The following is a 16,745-nucleotide window of genomic DNA, read 5'->3' as shown; positions in this document are numbered from 1 at the left end:
CTAGCGGGCACCACCGACAAAAACGACGCCGTCGCGGAGGGCGTCGAACAACCGCTCCAGCCGGACGCGGTGGTCGTCCGCCACGACGTCCGGCGATTCTCCGGCGACGAGACGACGCGCGGTCTCCGTCAGCACCGCGGCGTACCCGGCGATGAAGAAGGCGGCGAGCAACGTCCCGCCGTCGCCGAGTTCTTCGGCCAGGACTCCTTGGAGCTCGGCGGCGATCTCCCGGGCGCGCGCGATCAGCGCCGGCGAGCCCGCGACGGTCCGGAAGAACGGGATCGAGTGGTCGTTGACGCCGGAGAGCGGGTGGCGGTCGTCGAAGAGCCGGAAAGCCGTGTCGCGCAGGGACGTCAGCACGTCGACGCCCGGGGCGCGGTCGCGCACCGCCGCGCGCAGGAACTCGACGGCGTCGTCCGCGCGGTCCAGGAAGAGGTCCTCCTTGCGCGGGAAGTGGTTGAAGACCGTCACGCTCGAGACGCCGGCCACCTTCGCGATCTCGGCGACCGTGACCGTGTCGTACCCGCGCTCGAGGAACAGCTGAGCCGCGACGGCCGCGATCTTCGCGCGCGTCTGCGGCCCGCCACGTTCACTCGTCCTGGGCATCCGGACCTCACTCTCTTGTGTAACTAAACTTAGTCGCTTAACCTAGTCGCATGCGCACCGCACTGACAGCCCGCTCGCCGCGGTCGTTGCGGGAAGCCTGGGTGGCCCTGGCCGGGCTGTCCGCGGTCTTCCTCTTCGAGATGCTGGACAACTCGATCCTGAACGTCGCACTGCCCACGATCGGCCGCGAACTGCACGCGTCGACGACCTCCCTGCAGTGGGTGACCGGCGCGTACTCGGTCGTCTTCGGCGGGCTGATGCTGGCCTTCGGCGCGCTCGCCGACCGGTACGGCCGGCGGCGGATCATGCTCATCGGGCTGGTCCTGCTCGGCCTCGCGAGCCTGGCGACCGCCTTCGTCGGCAACGCGGAACAGCTGATCGCCGTCCGGGTGCTGATGGGGATCGCGGCCGCGATGACGACGCCGGGCTCGATGGCGCTGGCCTTCCGGCTGTTCGAGGAGGACGGCCTGCGCGTCCGGGCGACCACGCTCATCTCGACCGTGGGCCTGGTCGGGCTCGCGATCGGCCCGACCACGGGTGGTCTCGTGCTCGCGATCGCGCCCTGGCAGGTCCTGCTCCTGGTGAACGTGCCGATCGCCGCGCTCGCGATCATCGGCGTGCGGGCCGGCATCGCCGCGGACGACCCCGCTGACCTCCACCGCGACCCATTGGACGTCCTCGGAGCGGTGCTGGGCACGGCGACGATCGTACTCGCGCTCGTCGCGCCGACTCTGTTCGTGAACGAAGGCACCGGATCGTGGGTGCCGTGGACGGTCACCGCCGCGGCCGTCGCCGGGGTGATCTCGTTCGTCGTCCGCGAGCGCACGGCCCGGTTCCCGCTGCTCGACCTGAAGCTCGTCGCCCGCCCGCTGGTGTCCAGCGGCCTGGCGTTCAAGTCCGCGGCCGGGCTGGCGACCGCCGGCCTCGGCTACCTGGTGACGCTGCAGCTGCAGCTCGACTGGGGCTGGCCGCCCGCGCTCGCGGCGATCGGGCTGCTGCCGCAGGTCGTCGTGCTCGTCGCGGGCGGCCCGTTCGTCGGCCCGTTCGTGGAGAAGGTCGGTCTCGAGCGGGCCGCATGGCTCAGCGCCACGGCGGTCGTGTGCGGGCTCGCGTTCTACGCGCTGCTCGGCCGGCTCGGCTACGTCTGGGTCGCGCTCGCCCTGGCGCTCGTGGCCGCCGGGCTGCGCGTGGTCGGCGTCGTCGCGGGGGTCAACGTCCTCCGCGGCCTGCCGGAGAACCGCACGACGATCGGCGCGGCCCTCATCGACACCGCGTCCGAGGTCACCACGGGCGCCGGCATCGCCGCCGCGGGCACCATCCTCGCGGCGCTGTTCACCGGCAGCATCGCCACGTCGAACTGGACCGCTCGGCAGAGCGGCGAGTTCGAAACGGCGGTCACGATCGCGGCCCTGGTGCTGACGGCGGCGGCCGCGGCACTGGTCGGCTGGGGTTTCGCCAGGTCGCGACGCGCCACGACCTAGCGCCGACGCCGACCAGTTCGGCCAGTTCGACGGCTGCGGCCGGACGACTCCCGCGAGCGCTCGCCCGGTCAGACCCGCGCCACGTCCTAGCGACCCACCCCGACCAGCTCGGTCTGCTCGGCCGCACCCGTTCGCACCGGCCGGACGGTGCCGCGCAGCAGCCAGACCACCCCCGCCAGCACCAGCCCGGCGACGCTCGCCGTCAGGAAAGCCGTGCTCGGGCCCGCGTGCTCGACGACGTAACCGCTCACCGACTGGCCGATGGCCAGCCCCAGCGTCACCGCCGTCAGGACCCAGCCGAACGCCTCGGCGGCCGTGCCCTCGGGCGCGACCACCTCGATCGCCGCGGAGTGGGCCGTCGACTGCGGGGTGATCAACGCCCCGGCCACCAGCATCGCCAGCGCCAGGCCCCACAACGACGACGGCCACGCGAGCAGCGCCACCAGCGCGCCGAAGCCGCCCAGCAGCACCGGCAGCCGGACGCCGAGCCGGCGCGGCCACGGTGACAGGCTGTACAGGACGCCGAACGCGACCGAGCTCAGCGACCACGCCGAGAGCAGCAGGCCACCCACCGAGGCGTGCCCGGCTTCGGTGGCCGACGCCGGCACGGCGACCTCGACGAAGCCGATCACGATGCCGAAGCCGAGCGCGGCCAGCGCGAGCGTCCGCATGCCGGGGCTCGAGAGCGCGCCCAGCAGCGAGCCGCGCGAAGCGGGCGCCGGGCCCCAGGCCCGGACGGCCGGGCTCAGCGCGAACAGCACGGCGCCGGTGAACTGCAGGGCGACGCCCAGCACCAGGCCGGTACCCGCCCACGGCGCCAGGACCAGCAGCCCGGCCACGCCGGGACCGAGGATGAAGAAGACCTCCATGCTGATCGCCTCGTACGAGAACGCCGCGTTGCGCGCGCCGCCCGGGGGCAGCAGCCGCGTCCACAGCGCCCGCGACGCCGACCCGACCATCGGTTCCGCCAGCCCGGTGGCCGCGCCCAGCGCGACCAGCACGGCGGTCGGCGCGTGCGCTTCGATCGCGGTGACGAGGGTGGTCATCATCAGCGCCAGGAGGACGGCGACGGTGAGCAGTGGCCTTGTCGGCCCGAACCGGTCGATCAGCCTGCCCTGGATCACCGCGCCCACCGAGACGCCGGCGAGCGAGCCGGCCGAGACGAGCCCGGCGGCGGCGAACGAACCGGTTTCGCGCTGGACGTAGAGCAGGGCCGAGATGCCGATCATCGCGATCGGCAGGCGGGCGAGCACGGACGCGAGGGCGGGCCGCCGGGCCGCGCGGGTCGTCAGCGCGGTGCGGTAGTCGGCGAGGGACGTCCGGCTTTCGTGGTTCGAGACAGACTGGGACACGCGTACCAGTATGCCGCAGAGTGGTACGTCGGTACCAGTTATTTACCGGTCAGGTTCATCACCGGCAGACGGGGTACGGATCTTGGTGCCGGAGCGAGAAGTCTCGATCCGGTAACACTCACGACATTCTCCGTGGGCTCCTGCAACGAAACGGCGCAGACAGCGTCCTTGAGAGTGAATGGCCTTGAATTCGTGGGTATGGGCCGTGATGGTTGAACAACAGCACAGAACCCAGCTCCCTCCGGCATATGGGTCGGGGCCTGGCCCGGAGGGCGGGGAGCGCGGATCGTCGGGGGATGGTCCGCGCGACAAACGAAGAGCCGGTGCGCCACGTCGGGGGTGGCGCCCGGCTCTTTGTTTTAGGTCGAAAGTCATGAAGAAGGCCTCCTGACCTGCGGGTCAGGAGGCCTTCTTCATGCGTAGAGCCGGATCAGCGGGCGCGGCGGGCCAGGCGCTCCGGGTCCAGGATCAGGACGCTCTTGCCTTCCAGTCGCAGCCAGCCGCGGTGCGCGAAGTCGGCCAGGGCCTTGTTCACGGTCTCGCGGGAGGCGCCGACGTACTGGGCGATCTCTTCCTGCGTCAGGTCGTGCGTGACCCGCAGCAGGCCCGCCTCCTGGCTGCCGAACCGCTGCGCGAGCTGCAGCAGCGCGCGCGCCACGCGGCCCGGGACGTCGGTGAAGATCAGTTCCGCGACCATGTTGTTCGTCCGGCGCAGGCGGCGCGCGACCACGCGCAGCAGCTGCTCGGCGATCTCCGGGCGGGTCGAGATCCACTGCCGCAGCGCCGGGCGGTCCATCGTGACCGCGCGGACCTCGGTGACCGTGGTCGCGCTCGACGTCCGGGGGCCGGGGTCGAAGATCGACAGCTCGCCGAACATGTCGGACGGGCCGAAGATGCCCAGCAGGTTCTCGCGGCCGTCCGGGGACTTGCGGCCGATCTTCACCTTGCCGGACTGGATGATGTAGAGCTTGTCGCCGGGTTCACCCTCGTTGAAGATGACATGGCCGCGGGGGAACTCCACGGATTCCAAGGTCTGGGCCAGCGCCTCCGCCGCTGCCGGCTCCACACCCTGGAAAATGCCCGCACGGGCCAGGGTTTCGTCCACCTCGGGTGCCTCCTCGTCGAAAAACGATCACGCTCGGCGTCGGTCGCAGAGCGTGACGCCAGTCACTTGCGCGTCAGTCTAGGGCGTACAGCCGAGATCGCCCGCCGGGCGCGCGGCCCGGCAAACGATCTCGTCCGAACGTGGAGCCTAACTCCGCACGCGACGCGCGCGTAGCCTGGCTGCCCGTCCGCCCAGCCTACGCAGCCGGAACAGCTCCAGCGCACGGCCGATGCCGTGCCCGTAGAGGGCCCGGACCTCGTTGGGCTGCGCCTGCTCGAGGAACTCTTCGACCTCGTTCTCCTGCACCGCGACGTGCTTCAACCGGCTCTCCACCCGTTCCATGAACAGGGCGAAGAACATGATCACCAGGGGGACCAGGATGACGAACCAGACGGTCATGGCCGGACTCCTGAACACAGCCGGAAACACTCAGTGAAAAGCATCTACTCCAGATCCTCGCTCATGGCGGCCGGAAACTGCGCCGAGGTGGTGCTCTGGCGTGTCGGTCGTCCACCGGTGCTGTGCCCGGCCCGTCCGACGGCGCCCGTAGGCTATCGGGGTGCCACCTGCCACCACGAACGCCCCCCGTGAGGGCGCTGGTGAAAGCCGGTTAGCTCTGGTGAGACGCGCCAGGCGGATGAAGCGTTGCCTCGACGACGTGTATCCGGACGCCCACTGCGAGCTCGACTTCACCACACCACTGGAACTGCTGGTCGCGGTCGTGTTGTCCGCCCAGACCACCGACGTCCGGGTGAACCTCGTCACGCCCGCGCTGTTCAAGCGCTACCGGACCGCCGCCGACTACGCCGGCGCCGATCGCCCTGAACTGGAGGAATACCTGCGTTCGACCGGCTTCTACCGGGCGAAGGCGAACTCCGTGATGGGGCTCGGCGCCGCGCTGGTCGAGCGCTTCGACGGCGAGGTGCCCGGCAAGCTCGCCGATCTCGTCACCCTCCCCGGCGTCGGCCGCAAGACCGCCAACGTCGTGCTCGGGAACGCCTTCGACGTGCCGGGGATCACCGTCGACACCCACTTCGGCCGGCTGGTCCGGCGCTGGGGCTGGACGGCGGAGGAGGACCCGGTCAAGGTCGAGCACGTCGTCGGCGAGCTGATCCCCCGCAAGGAGTGGACGATGCTGTCCCACCGGGTGATCTTCCACGGCCGCCGCGTCTGCCACGCCAAGAAGCCGGCGTGCGGCGCGTGCCCGCTCGCCAAGGACTGCCCGTCGTACGGCACCGGCCCGACCGGGTTCGAGGAAGCCGCGAAGCTGGTCAAAGGCGTCGAAAAGGACCACATCCTGGCGCTGGCGGCGCCCCGGTGACGACCGTCACCAAATGGGCGCTGGCCGCCGCCGTGCTGGTGGTGGCGCTGATCGTCGCGCTGCTGCCGCGCGGGGGTTCGGACACCGCGGCGAAGCCGTCGGCCGACCTCGCGCCCGCGCGGTCGGCGGCGGCGCTGCGGCCGTGCCCGCCGGCGAGCCCGGCCGCGCCCGTGGAACAGCTCGACGGCGTCCGCGCCGACTGCCTGGGTGACGGCACGAGCGTCGACGTCGGCAAGGCCCTCGCCGGGGCTCCGGTGCTGGTCAACGTGTGGGCGTCGTGGTGCGAGCCGTGCAAGACCGAGCTGCCCGTCCTCCAGGACTACGCGAAGCAGGCCGGCGCCGTGCGGGTCCTCGGTGTCCAGGTCCAGAGTCCGGCGGAGGACGGCTTGAACCTGCTGGCCCGGCTGGGCGTGCACCTACCGTCGGTGTTCGACGGCGACGGGCGGAGCGGGCCGGTCCGGACCGCGCTGAAGGTGCCCTCGGCGTTGCCGGCGTCCTACCTGGTCACCGCCGCGGGCGCGGTGCGGTTCATCGCGAATCCCCGGACCTTCCGGAACACTGACGAGGTGCGCGTGGCAGTCGAGGGGGCATCGTGATCGGACCGCTGGTCGAGCCGGAGTCGGTCCCGGAGTGGCTCCGGCCGCTGGTCAAGGTCAGCGGCGAGGTCGATTCGAAGACGTTCACCCGGTTCAGCCCGCCCGACGGCGCCTACACGCGGTCCGCCGCGGTGCTCATCCTCTTCGGCGAGCGTGAGGCCGACGGCGAGCCCGACGTCCTGCTGCAGCGGCGCGCCGACACGCTCGGCTCGCACGCCGGCCAGGTCGCCTTCCCGGGCGGTGGCGCCGAGGACGGTGACGGCGGCCCGGTCGGCACGGCGCTGCGTGAGGCCGAGGAGGAGACCGGGGTCGTCCCGTCGGGCATCCGGCCCGTCGCGATCCTGCCCGAGCTGTTCGTCCCGGTGTCGGCGTTCGCCGTGACGCCGGTGCTGGCGTACTGGGCCGAGCCGTCGCCGGTGCACGCGGTCGACCCGGGTGAGACGGCGTCCGTGGCGCGCGTCCCGGTGGCCGACCTCGTCGACCCGGCCAACCGGTTCACCGTGAAGAAGGCCGGCGCGCCGTGGAAGGGTCCGGCCTTCGAGGTTTCGGGCCTGTTCGTGTGGGGGTTCACCGCCGGGTTGCTGTCCGTGTTGCTCGGCCTGGGAGGCTGGGAGCGCGAATGGGACTCGGGCGACGTCCGGGACCTCGACGCGGCGCTGGCCGCGTATCAGGCGCGAGTAGCAGCGTCTCACCGGGGCTCCGCCCCGGGCCGGGGGCTCCGCCACCCGGAACCCCCCCAAAGCGGGATGAGCGAGGAGTGACACCGTGAACTGGGTCGATGTGCTGGTCCTGCTGCTGGCCGTGCTGGCGGCGGTGTCCGGCGCATACCAGGGCGTGATCATCGCGCTGCCGTCGCTGGTCGGCGTCGTGCTCGGCGCCGTCGTGGGCATCAAGATCGCGCCCGTGGTGGTCTCGTTCTTCGACGACCAGGTGTGGAAGGTCGCCTTCGCGGTCGCGACCGTGGTGTTCATGATCGCGCTCGGCGAGGCCCTCGGGGTGTACGTCGGCCGCAGGCTGCGGCAGAAGATCAACCCGGACAAGCTCTCCGGTATCGACAAGACGCTCGGCGCGGTCGTGCAGGCCGCGGTCGTCTTCGTGGTCGCGTGGCTGGTCGCGACGCCGCTGACGACGGTGTCCGCCGTGCCCTGGCTGCCCAAGGCGATCAACAACTCGGTGGTGCTCGGCAAGGTCAACGACGCGATGCCGGAGGCCGCGCAGGGGCTGCCGAGCCAGCTGCGGAAGCTGCTCGACGCGTCCGGCTTCCCGTCGATCACGGACCCGTTCGAGAAGGCGCCCACCGCGGACACCTCACCGCCGGACCCGGCCCTGCAGAGCAGCGGCGTCGTCCAGCAGCTGCACGGCAGCATCGTCAAGATCCGCGGCACGGCCAGCTCCTGCTCGCGGTCCCTCGAAGGCAGCGGGTTCGTGATCTCGCCGCAGCGCGTGATGACGAACGCGCACGTCGTGGCCGGCACGGACACCGTCGGCATCGAGACGACGCAGGGCGACTACCCGGCGCGGGTCGTCTACTTCGACCCCGAGGTCGACATCGCGGTGCTCGCCGTGCCGCGGCTGAGCGCCCCGCCGCTGCAGTTCGCGTCGGAGACGGCCCGGGCGAGCGACAGCGCGGTCGTGCTCGGCTACCCGCTCGACGGCCCGTACCGCGCGACCCCGGCCCGCGTGCGCGGCCGGATCAACCTGCGCGGCCCGGACATCTACGAGGCCAACACGGTGCAGCGCGACGTCTTCACGGTCCGCGCGGAGATCCGCAGCGGCAACTCCGGCGGCCCGATGGTGACGCCGGACGGGCGCGTCATCGGCGTCGTGTTCGGCGCGGCGGTGGAGGACCCGGAAACCGGCTTCACGCTGACGGCCGAGCAGGTCCGCGCCGAGGTCGACGCGGCACCGTCCCAGTCGACGAACGTGTCGACCGGCTCCTGCGCCGCCTAATACCTGCTGCCGCGGCCCGTCGTGAGTGTTTAGGGCGGTTAGAACCGCCCTAAACACTCACGACCCCGTACCGCAGCGCGAGGCCGTCCAGCAGGGCGCGCAGGCCCGACTCGAAGACCTCGTCCAGGACGAGGTCGTAGCCGTTCGTGCTCAGCTCGGTCATCATCCGGGCGAAGGTCGGGTGGCCGCTGACCATCGCCGCCATCGCGGGCGCCTGGTGGTCGATCCACTGCTCTTCGGACAGCCCGGACGCGGCCAGCGCGTGCTGCTCGCGTTCGAGGTGGATCGCGACGCCCTGGACGTAGCTGAAGAACAGCACGTGCAGGTCGCACAGGGTGGCCGCGTCGCCGTCCAGCTCGGCCAGCGCCGAGAGCGCCCATTCCGCGTGCGTCGCCAGGTTGCGCAACGGCAGCGGGCGGGTGATCGGCGTGAGCTGGGCCAGCCACGGGTGCCGCCGGTGGAGCGACCAGAGGGTCCGGCCGGCCAGCGTCAGCCGCTCGCGCCAGCCCGCCGGCGCGGTTTCCGGGTAGCCGCGCTCGCCGTACGCGGTGTCGGCCATGAGCAGCACGAGCTCCTCCTTGCCGCGCACGTACCGGTAGGGCGCCATGGCCGCGACGCCGAGCCTCGCCGCCACCCCGCGCATGGACAGCGCGGCGAGCCCTTCGGCATCGGCGATGTCGATCGCCGTGCGCACGATCCGGTCCCGCGTCAGGCCCCGGTGCCCGCCGCGGTGGTCACGACCCGCGACGACCGTGCCGGACCGCGGCTCCGCGCGCACCAGCCCTTCCTGGTTCAGCAGGGCGAGCGCCTTCGCCGCGGTCGCCGGCGCGACGCCGTGGTCGGCGGCCAGCCGCCGGGTCGAGGGCACCCGCGCGCCCGGTGGGAGTTCGCCCCGCGCGATCCGGCCGCGCAGCTCCTCGGCGATGACCACGTACTTCACGGCGGTCTCCTGACCTAGTACAGCCAGCCATCTGTGCTAGTACAGAATTGGCCATCGAACTGCGAAAACTCCAGTGTGGCGCAGGCAAGCGTACAACTCTGGAGGATGCATGCGGAACGTACTGATCTCGGGGGCGGGCGTCGCCGGGAGCGCCGTGGCCTGGTTCCTGGCGCGCGACGGCTGGACGGTGACCGTCGTGGAACGCGCGCCCGGGCCGCGCACCGGCGGCCAGGCGGTCGACGTGCGCGGCGTCGCGCTCGACGTCGTCGACCGGATGGGCCTGGGCGAGCGGTTACGGGCGAAGCGGACGCGGATGCGCGGGATGTCCGTGCTGGACGGGACCGGGCAGGAGCTGTACCGGTCCGAGGAGTTCACCCACAGCAGCGGCCGGCTCGACAGCGCCGACTTCGAAATCCTGCGCGATGACGCCGTCGCGATCCTGCACGAGGCGGCCGACGTCGAGTACGTCTTCGGCGACTCGGTCACGGCGTTGGCCGAGGACGCGCACGGCGTGCGCGTGGAGTTCGAGCACGGCGGCTTCCGGACGTTCGACCTCGTCGTCGGCGCCGACGGCCTGCACTCGGCGGTCCGGCGGCTGGCTTTCGGTCCGGAGGAGCGGTTCAGCACGCACCTCGGCCAGTACCTGGCGATCTTCCCGGCGCCCAACTTCCTCGGTCTCGAGGACTGGCAGATGTGGTTCCGGCACGAGGAGACCGGCGGCGCGATCTACCCGGTGCGGGACAACACCGAGCTGCGCGTGACCCTCGGCTTCGGCTCGGCGCCGCTGCCCCCGATGACCGTCCCGGAGCAGAAGCGCCTGATCGCCGAGCGGCTGGCCGGGGTCGGCTGGGAGGTGCCGAAGCTGTTGTCCGCCATGGCCGAAGCCGACGTCTTCTACTTCGACGCGATGGCGCAGATCCACCTGGACCGCTGGTCGGCGGGCCGGGTCGTGCTGGTCGGTGACGCCGGCTACTGCGGGTCGGCGCTGTCCGGCCAGGGCACCAGCCTCGCGCTCGCCGGCGCGTACGTCCTGGCGCAGGAGCTCGGCCGCGCCGAACACGGGGAGGCGTTCGCGGCGTACGAACGCCGGATGCGGCCGTTCGTCGCGCTCAACCAGGCGCTGGCCACGGAGAACCCGACGGGCGGACCTTCGGAGGAATCGCTGGAGCAGGCGAAGAACGCGCTCACGCTCGGCTGAGGAAGTCCACCAGGGCCGCCGACGTGCGGTCCGGCACCTCGAGGTGGGGGAAGTGCCCGACGCCCGGCCAGAACTCCGGCTCGGCGTGCGGGCCCGCCCAGCGCGCGGACGACGTCGCCGTGTCGGGGAGGATGCAGGTGTCGTCGGCGCCGTGCAGCTGCAGCGTGGGGGCCGCGATCCGGCGGCCGACGGCGTCGGTGAACCGGCGGCCCTCACCGCGGAACTGCGCGCGGAACGCCCAGCGGTAGTACTCCAGCGCGCTGTGCGCGACGCCCGGCACGAGCATCGCCTGCCGGAACGCCGTGGTGCTGTCGGCGAAGTCCGAAGTGGACCGCCAGGCCTCGCCGGCCCACGCGTCGAACAGGTCCTCGACGGCCTGGGCGTCCGCGCGGGTCAGCCACTTCTCCGGCGCCATCGGCATCTGGAAGCGGAACAGGTGCCCGGCCGCGCGGCCCTGGCCACGCCAGAGCGTGCGGGCGATCGACGACCGCAGCGCGAGCGGGTGGGCGCCCCCGATCGCCGTCACCGACGACACGAGCCGGGGGTGCAGCGCGGCGACCGTCCAGGCGAGCATGCCGCCCCACGCGTGTCCGACCAGGTGTGCGCGCCGGGCGCCGAGCGACTTGATCAGCCCGCCGATGTCGCCGGCGAGCGTCCAGGCGTCGTAACCCCGCGGCGGTTTGTCCGAGTCGCCGTAGCCGCGCAGGTCGACGGCGACCGCGCGGAACCCGGCGTCGGCGAGCGCCCGCAGCTGGTGGTGCCAGGTCCACCAGAACTCGGCGAACCCGTGCAGCAGCACCACGACCGGGCCTTCGCCGAGTTCGGCGATGTGCAGCCGGATGCCGTTCGCGGAGACGTCTCGGTGCGCCCACGGTCCGTCGATCCGGACGATCGACGGGTCGGGGGACGGGTGCAACGAATTCAGTCGCGCGTGGTGGTCAAGTCGGCTTCGGGCGCCTTCTGCGGCTTCAGCGCGGCGGCCGTCTCCTTGACGCTGGCGATCGTCCGCTCGGGTGCCTTGAACTTCTTCACCTTGCGGTAGCCGAGGAACCCGGCCGCGACCGCGACGAGCAGCATCACGACGAACACGATGCCGAACGCGCCCCAGCGGTGCAGGGACCGGAACCAGTCCGCGAAGCCTTCGGCCAGGAAGAAAAAGAAGAAGAACGAGCTGTACAGCAGGACGGTCAGCGCGATCAGGAAGTAGACGGCCCCCTTGAGGCCCTTCTTCACCTCGCCGACCAGCTCGGACTTCGCCAGCTCCATCTCGGCCCGGACCAGGGTGGAGATGTGCTGGGTCGCGTCGCCGACCAGGCGGCCGAGGGACTGGTCGCCGGGGACGTCGGTGTCGGAGGACAGCGGGAGGTAAGGCACGGCCCCCACGCCGTCGGGGCCGGTGCGTTCGTGTTTGGGGCTGCTCACCGGGTCATCGTGCCATGACGCCGTGAAGCGGGCGCGGCGGCGTGTCCGAGTGTCGGCGATCAATCCGCTTCGGCGTGGACCTTGCTCCGCCGCAGGAGCATCACCGCGGCCAGCAGGGACGCGATCCCGGACGCGATCAGCACCGCCGCCTTGGCCAGTTCGCTCGCCTCGGCGGGCAGCGCGAGGTCGGCGATCAGCAGGCTGACCGTGAAGCCCACGCCGCCGAGCAGCGACAACGCGCCGATGTCACGCCAGCCCACGTCGCGCGGTTTCTCGGCGAACTTCAGCTTCACCGCCAGGAAGCTCGCGCCGAAGATGCCGACGACCTTGCCGCCGAGCAGCCCGGCGAGCACCGCGAGCGGCAACGCCGTCGTGAAGACCTTGCCGAGCGAGTCGCCGCTGACCGAGATGCCGGCGGCGAACAACGCGAAGAGCGGTACGGCGACGGCCGCCGACCACGGCTGCAGCCGGTGCTCCAGCCGCAACGCCGGGGCCTCGGCCTCACCCTCGTCGGGCCGGACGCGGGTGAGCAGGCCCAGCGCGACGCCGGCGATCGTCGCGTGGACCCCCGCCGAGTGCACCGCGACCCAGGTGACGAGCGCGAGCGGGACGTAGATCCACGGCGTCCGGACGCGGCGGTGCTGCAGGAAGGCGTAGAGCGCGAGGGCCACGACGGCGACGGCCACGGCGACCAGGTCGAAGCCGGTCGTGAAGACCAGGGCGATGACGATGATCGCGCCGAGGTCGTCCACCACGGCCAGCGACAGCAGGAACACCCGCGCGCTCGAGGGCAGGTTCGACGCCGTCAGCGCGAGGACGCCGAGCGCGAACGCGATGTCCGTCGCGACCGGGATCGCCCACGCCCGGTCGATCCCCGGCGTCCCCCAGCCGACGCTCAGCGCGACCAGCGCGGGCACGACCATTCCGCCGATCGCGGCGACGACCGGCAGCACGGCCTGCTTGAACCGCGACAGCTCGCCGATGACGAGCTCGCGCTTGAGCTCCAGCCCGGCGACGAAGAAGAAGAGCGCGAGCAGGCCGTCCTTGGCCCAGTCACCGATGGTGAGGTTCAGGTGGAGGAGCTCCGGGCCGAGCCGGAGGTCGCGCAGTGCGTGGTAGCTGTCGCGCAGCGGGGAGTTGGCCCAGACCAGGGCGAGCGCCGTCGCGCCGAGCAGGATCATCCCGCCGGTGGTCTCGGTGCGCAGGTAACGCGCGAATTCGCTCAACGGGCGGGACACGGCGGCTCCTGGGGTCGCTGATCACTGTTGCCGACCAGACTTCCCGGCGCACCTGACGTGATTTTAACGCCGTTCGTCACCGACCGTTATGGCGGGGACCACACCTCGTGCCGGTGGTGGGTCACACGGTGGGCTCATACCATGCGAACCGACAACGAAGTCCAGACAAAGGATGACTCAGTTGTGAGCACCTCCACCGAGGTCCAGCAGGACAAGAGGTTCTTCGGGCACCCACGAGGGCTGGCGAACCTCTTCGGAGTCGAGATGTGGGAGCGCTTCTCCTACTACGGGATGCTCGGCATCCTGCCGTTCTACCTGTACTACGCGATCGACCAGGGCGGACTCGCCCTGCCCAAGGCGCCCGCGCTCGGCATCGTCGGCGCGTACGGCGGCCTGGTCTACCTCGCGACCGTGCTCGGGTCGTGGGTCGCGGACCGGCTGCTCGGCTCCGAACGCACGTTGTTCTTCAGCGCCGCGCTGATCATGGTCGGCCACATCAGCCTGGCCGTGATCCCCGGCGTCGCGGGCCTCGGCGTCGGCCTCGCGTGCGTCGCGATCGGCAGCGGCGGGCTGAAAGCGAACGCCACCGGCATCGTCGGCACGCTCTACGCGCCGGACGACGAACGCCGTGACGCCGGCTTCACGATCTTCTACATGGGCATCAACCTCGGCGCGTTCGTCGGGCAGATCCTCACCGGCCTGGTCTGGGACCAGGCGGGCTTCCACTTCGGCTTCGGCCTGGCCGCCGTCGGCATGGCGCTGGGCCTGGTCCAGTACACGCTGGGCCGGCGCAACCTGCCGGACAAGGCGAGCGAGGTGCCGAACCCGCTGCCGGCGTCGAACCGCCTGCTGGTCGTCGGCGGCGTGGTCGTCGGCATCGCCGTGATCGTCGTGTTGGTGCTCACCGGGGTCGTCCGGGGCGACAACCTCGCCGACGCCGTGCTCTGGGCGGTCGGCGGGATCTCGATCGTCTACTTCGCGGTGATCCTCTCGAGCCGCAAGGTCGACGCCGACGAGCGCAGCCGGGTGTACTCGTTCATCCCGATGTTCATCGCCAGCGCCGCGTTCTTCTCGCTGTACCAGCAGATCTTCACGGTCCTCGCGACCTACGCCGACACCCGCCTCGACCGGAAGATCTTCGGCTGGGAGATGCCGATCCCGTGGGTCGGCTCGGTCGGACCGGTGTTCGTCATCCTGTTCTCGCCGCTGTTCGCGCTGCTGTGGACGAAGCTGGGGACGCGGCAGCCGTCGTCGCCGATCAAGTTCGTCATCAGCACGATCATCATGGGCGTCGCGTTCCTGCTGTTCCTGCCGTTCACCGGCACCGGCCCGAACGGCACCCCGCTGATCGCGATGGTGCTCATCCTGGCCGTGTTCACCCTCGGCGAGCTGGGGCTGTCCCCGGTCGGGCTGGCGCTGGCCACGAAACTGGCGCCGAACGCCTTCCGCACCCAGATGGTGGCGCTGAACTTCCTGTCGATCTCGTTCGGCACGGCGATGTCCGGCAAGCTCGCCGAGTACTACTCGGCAGACCACGAGGGCGCGTACTTCGGCACGGTCGGCGGCGTCGCCATCGTCATCGGCGTCCTGCTGTTCGTCGCGTCGCCGTTCATCCGCCGGATGATGAAGGGCGTGCACTAGCCGATCGTGACGCCGAACAGCACCCCGACGAAGTAGGTCACCACCATGGTGAGGGCGCCGACGCCGACGTTGCGGAGGATCGCGCGCCCCACCTTCGCGTCGCCGAGCCTCGCGCTGATCAACCCGGTCAGCGTGAGGCCGACGACGACCGCGGCGGCGCACGCCCACACCCTCAGGGAGACGCCGCCCCAGGCGATGGCCAGCAGGGGCAGCAGCGCGCCGACGGAGAACGCGATCAGCGACGCCCACGCCGCCTGCCACGGGCTGGTCAGATTGTCCGGATCGATGCCGAGTTCGGCTTCCGCGTGCGCCTGCAGCGCGTCGTTTTCGGTCAGCTCACGGGCGACCTGCCGGGCCAGCTCCGGCGAGAGACCCTTCTGCCGGTAGATGTCGGCGAGCTCCTGCTCCTCGGCCTCCGGCATGGTCTTCAGTTCCTGTTTCTCCAGCCGGATCAGCGCCTGCTCGGTGTCGCGCTGGGTGCTCACGGAGACGTATTCCCCGCCGGCCATGGAAAAGGCCCCGGCGACCAGCCCGGCGATGCCGGCGGTGAGGATCGTGGTGGCTTCGGTGGTCGCGCCGGCCACCCCGACGACGATTCCCGCGACCGACACGATCCCGTCGTTCGCCCCGAGAACCCCGGCCCGCAGCCAGTTCAGCTTCCCGCCGACACCTTCGTGCGGCTCGTGGGCGTGCGGCGTGGCGATGGTTTCGGTCACCTGACAAGTGAAACACGAACGGGAACATCCGGGCAGCCCGGTTTGCCTTGCCTAAGTTCCTGAGAGAGTCCTCAGTGGACGTCTCGCTCACCGGGACTTTCGGTCATGATGGTCGGCATGGACGAGCAAGTGTGGCAGCCGCTGGTCACCGTCGAGGGCCTGCCGCTCAACGGGGGCGAGGGCCGGTTCCGCCTGCTGGAGAGCGCGGACAGCGGCCTGGCGTACTTGATCCACTACCCGGCCGGGGTGTCTTCACCGCCGCACGAGCACGACCATGACTCGATCGTGTACATCCTGTCGGGCCGCGTGCGAGGCGTCGTGGACGGCGTGGAGTCGGTCCTGGAACCGGGCGATTCGGTGGTGCACCCGAAAGGGGTCTCGCACCAGGTGGAGGCGCTGACGGACTCGATGTGGGTGGAGTTCAAGTCCCCGCTGCCGGCCCGTCCCCCGATCGCCTGACGCCGTGTCCACTCGCTGTCAGGTACGAGAAACACTCCTCGACCTCGTGGAGGGACGGCTCACTCCCGGGCAAGTCTCCGACTGGGCAACTCCCTGGCACACGGAGGAGGCCGGCGACATCCAGGACGACTTGGTGTGGGACGCGATCGAGGGCTTGGTCGTCGCGGACATGCTGGTCGCCCCGGGGCAGCACCTCTACGGGCCGCTCGACTTCCAAGCATGGCCGGCCGACTTCGACGCACGCCGGAAAGCCGGCGATTGATCGGCGCCGGAAGCCGCCCCCGAGTCACGCAAGCTGACCCTCCAGGCACGCCGCCCCGAACCCACAAGTACGCGTGTCGACTCCCCAGTCACGCGTGTCGGCTGCCCAGTCACGCGTGTCGGCTGCCCAGTCACGCGAGTCGGCCGTCCAATCACGTGTGTCGGCCGTCCAATCACGCGTATTGACCGTCCGGTCACGCGAGCTGATCGCGTAGACCGCGGCGGCGAACGATCCCACCCACGCGAGCCGATCTCTGGCCGCGCCGGACATCGGCCCTACCGGAATTCGAATCACGACGCAAACGTCCATCCACAGTCGCACAGGTTGTCCACAGATCGCCGAGCGGCCGGTTTTTGCAGGTGGTGACCGGTACGCTGGGATCGGGGACGCCCCCCAGGGAAGGGCGGGGGCTGTCTTCAGGCCGTCGAGGCGCGACAACTCCGCGAAAAGGTTTCACG

18 protein-coding genes are annotated in these 16,745 nt (G+C 71.0%); 9 read left to right on the top strand and 9 right to left on the bottom strand.

What is annotated here, in order from left to right:
* A complete protein-coding gene (locus OHS18_RS27920; protein WP_328612925.1) occupies positions 1-606 on the bottom strand; it encodes a TetR/AcrR family transcriptional regulator in 606 nt (201 codons plus the stop codon).
* Positions 607-656: 50 nt separating this feature from the next.
* On the opposite strand from OHS18_RS27920, the gene OHS18_RS27915 reads away from it, so the two are divergent.
* The gene (locus OHS18_RS27915) at positions 657-2,087 is read left to right on the top strand and encodes an MFS transporter (RefSeq protein ID WP_328612924.1); all 1,431 of its coding nucleotides are present in this window, start codon (positions 657-659) and stop codon (positions 2,085-2,087) included.
* An 86-nt stretch (positions 2,088-2,173) separates the two neighbouring features.
* Here the strand turns inward: OHS18_RS27915 and OHS18_RS27910 are convergent, their stop codons facing one another.
* The 3 genes from OHS18_RS27910 to OHS18_RS27900 form a co-directional block, all read right to left on the bottom strand.
* A complete protein-coding gene (locus OHS18_RS27910; protein ID WP_328612923.1) occupies positions 2,174-3,439 on the bottom strand; it encodes an MFS transporter in 1,266 nt (421 codons plus the stop codon).
* Positions 3,440-3,869: 430 nt separating this feature from the next.
* Positions 3,870-4,544, bottom strand: a complete 675-nt coding sequence (locus OHS18_RS27905; RefSeq protein ID WP_003081747.1) for a Crp/Fnr family transcriptional regulator — start codon at positions 4,542-4,544, stop codon at positions 3,870-3,872.
* A gap of 147 nt (positions 4,545-4,691) precedes the next feature.
* Positions 4,692-4,943: a hypothetical protein gene (locus OHS18_RS27900; RefSeq protein ID WP_013230551.1), complete on the bottom strand. Its 252-nt coding sequence runs from the start codon at positions 4,941-4,943 to the stop codon at positions 4,692-4,694.
* A gap of 238 nt (positions 4,944-5,181) precedes the next feature.
* Here OHS18_RS27900 and nth point away from each other — a divergent pair, with 238 nt between their 5' ends.
* Genes nth through OHS18_RS27880 form a run of 4 tightly spaced genes read left to right on the top strand, consistent with a single transcriptional unit; the run spans position 5,182 to position 8,411 of the window.
* Positions 5,182-5,865, top strand: coding sequence for an endonuclease III (gene nth, locus OHS18_RS27895; RefSeq protein WP_328459167.1), 684 nt, complete (start codon positions 5,182-5,184; stop codon positions 5,863-5,865).
* Positions 5,862-6,461, top strand: coding sequence for a TlpA family protein disulfide reductase (locus OHS18_RS27890; RefSeq protein WP_328612922.1), 600 nt, complete (start codon positions 5,862-5,864; stop codon positions 6,459-6,461). The genes nth and OHS18_RS27890 overlap by 4 nt, the downstream gene beginning before the upstream one ends.
* The gene (locus tag OHS18_RS27885; protein ID WP_328447700.1) at positions 6,458-7,222 is read left to right on the top strand and encodes an NUDIX hydrolase; all 765 of its coding nucleotides are present in this window, start codon (positions 6,458-6,460) and stop codon (positions 7,220-7,222) included. Before OHS18_RS27890 ends, OHS18_RS27885 begins: the two co-directional genes overlap by 4 nt.
* A 4-nt stretch (positions 7,223-7,226) precedes the next feature.
* Positions 7,227-8,411, top strand: coding sequence for a MarP family serine protease (locus OHS18_RS27880; protein ID WP_328447702.1), 1,185 nt, complete (start codon positions 7,227-7,229; stop codon positions 8,409-8,411).
* 49 nt (positions 8,412-8,460) lie between these two features.
* Here OHS18_RS27880 and OHS18_RS27875 read toward each other — a convergent pair whose 3' ends face one another.
* The gene (locus OHS18_RS27875; RefSeq protein WP_328612921.1) at positions 8,461-9,351 is read right to left on the bottom strand and encodes a GntR family transcriptional regulator; all 891 of its coding nucleotides are present in this window, start codon (positions 9,349-9,351) and stop codon (positions 8,461-8,463) included.
* Between the two features lie 109 nt (positions 9,352-9,460).
* On the opposite strand from OHS18_RS27875, the gene OHS18_RS27870 reads away from it, so the two are divergent.
* Positions 9,461-10,549, top strand: coding sequence for an FAD-dependent oxidoreductase (locus OHS18_RS27870; RefSeq protein WP_328612920.1), 1,089 nt, complete (start codon positions 9,461-9,463; stop codon positions 10,547-10,549).
* Here the strand turns inward: OHS18_RS27870 and OHS18_RS27865 are convergent.
* The 3 genes from OHS18_RS27865 to nhaA are packed head-to-tail and all read right to left on the bottom strand — an operon-like array spanning position 10,536 to position 13,209.
* On the bottom strand, positions 10,536-11,465 hold the full coding sequence (locus OHS18_RS27865) for an alpha/beta fold hydrolase (RefSeq protein ID WP_328612919.1): 930 nt from the start codon (positions 11,463-11,465) through the stop codon (positions 10,536-10,538). The two genes, OHS18_RS27870 and OHS18_RS27865, sit on opposite strands and share 14 nt — an antisense overlap.
* 5 nt (positions 11,466-11,470) lie before the next feature.
* The gene (locus OHS18_RS27860) at positions 11,471-11,971 is read right to left on the bottom strand and encodes a phage holin family protein (RefSeq protein WP_328447710.1); all 501 of its coding nucleotides are present in this window, start codon (positions 11,969-11,971) and stop codon (positions 11,471-11,473) included.
* A 59-nt stretch (positions 11,972-12,030) separates the two neighbouring features.
* Complete coding sequence (gene nhaA, locus OHS18_RS27855) at positions 12,031-13,209, bottom strand: Na+/H+ antiporter NhaA (RefSeq protein ID WP_328447711.1); 1,179 nt, start codon at positions 13,207-13,209, stop codon at positions 12,031-12,033.
* Positions 13,210-13,392: 183 nt separating this feature from the next.
* Between nhaA and OHS18_RS27850 the strand changes: the two genes are divergently transcribed.
* On the top strand, positions 13,393-14,850 hold the full coding sequence (locus OHS18_RS27850) for a peptide MFS transporter (RefSeq protein WP_328447712.1): 1,458 nt from the start codon (positions 13,393-13,395) through the stop codon (positions 14,848-14,850).
* Here the strand turns inward: OHS18_RS27850 and OHS18_RS27845 are convergent.
* On the bottom strand, positions 14,847-15,566 hold the full coding sequence (locus OHS18_RS27845; RefSeq protein ID WP_328612918.1) for a VIT1/CCC1 transporter family protein: 720 nt from the start codon (positions 15,564-15,566) through the stop codon (positions 14,847-14,849). The genes OHS18_RS27850 and OHS18_RS27845 overlap by 4 nt on opposite strands.
* A 105-nt stretch (positions 15,567-15,671) precedes the next feature.
* Here OHS18_RS27845 and OHS18_RS27840 point away from each other — a divergent pair, with 105 nt between their 5' ends.
* The gene (locus tag OHS18_RS27840; RefSeq protein WP_328447714.1) at positions 15,672-16,025 is read left to right on the top strand and encodes a cupin domain-containing protein; all 354 of its coding nucleotides are present in this window, start codon (positions 15,672-15,674) and stop codon (positions 16,023-16,025) included.
* A 46-nt stretch (positions 16,026-16,071) separates the two neighbouring features.
* Positions 16,072-16,287 carry a hypothetical protein gene (locus OHS18_RS27835; RefSeq protein WP_328612917.1) on the top strand — a complete coding sequence of 72 codons (216 nt, stop codon included), beginning with the start codon at positions 16,072-16,074 and terminating at the stop codon, positions 16,285-16,287.
* Positions 16,288-16,745: the final 458 nt, after the last annotated feature.

It is taken from the genome of Amycolatopsis sp. NBC_00355 (assembly GCF_036104975.1).
Lineage (GTDB): Bacteria > Actinomycetota > Actinomycetes > Mycobacteriales > Pseudonocardiaceae > Amycolatopsis.
This window is presented reverse-complemented; position numbering and strand designations above follow the sequence as displayed.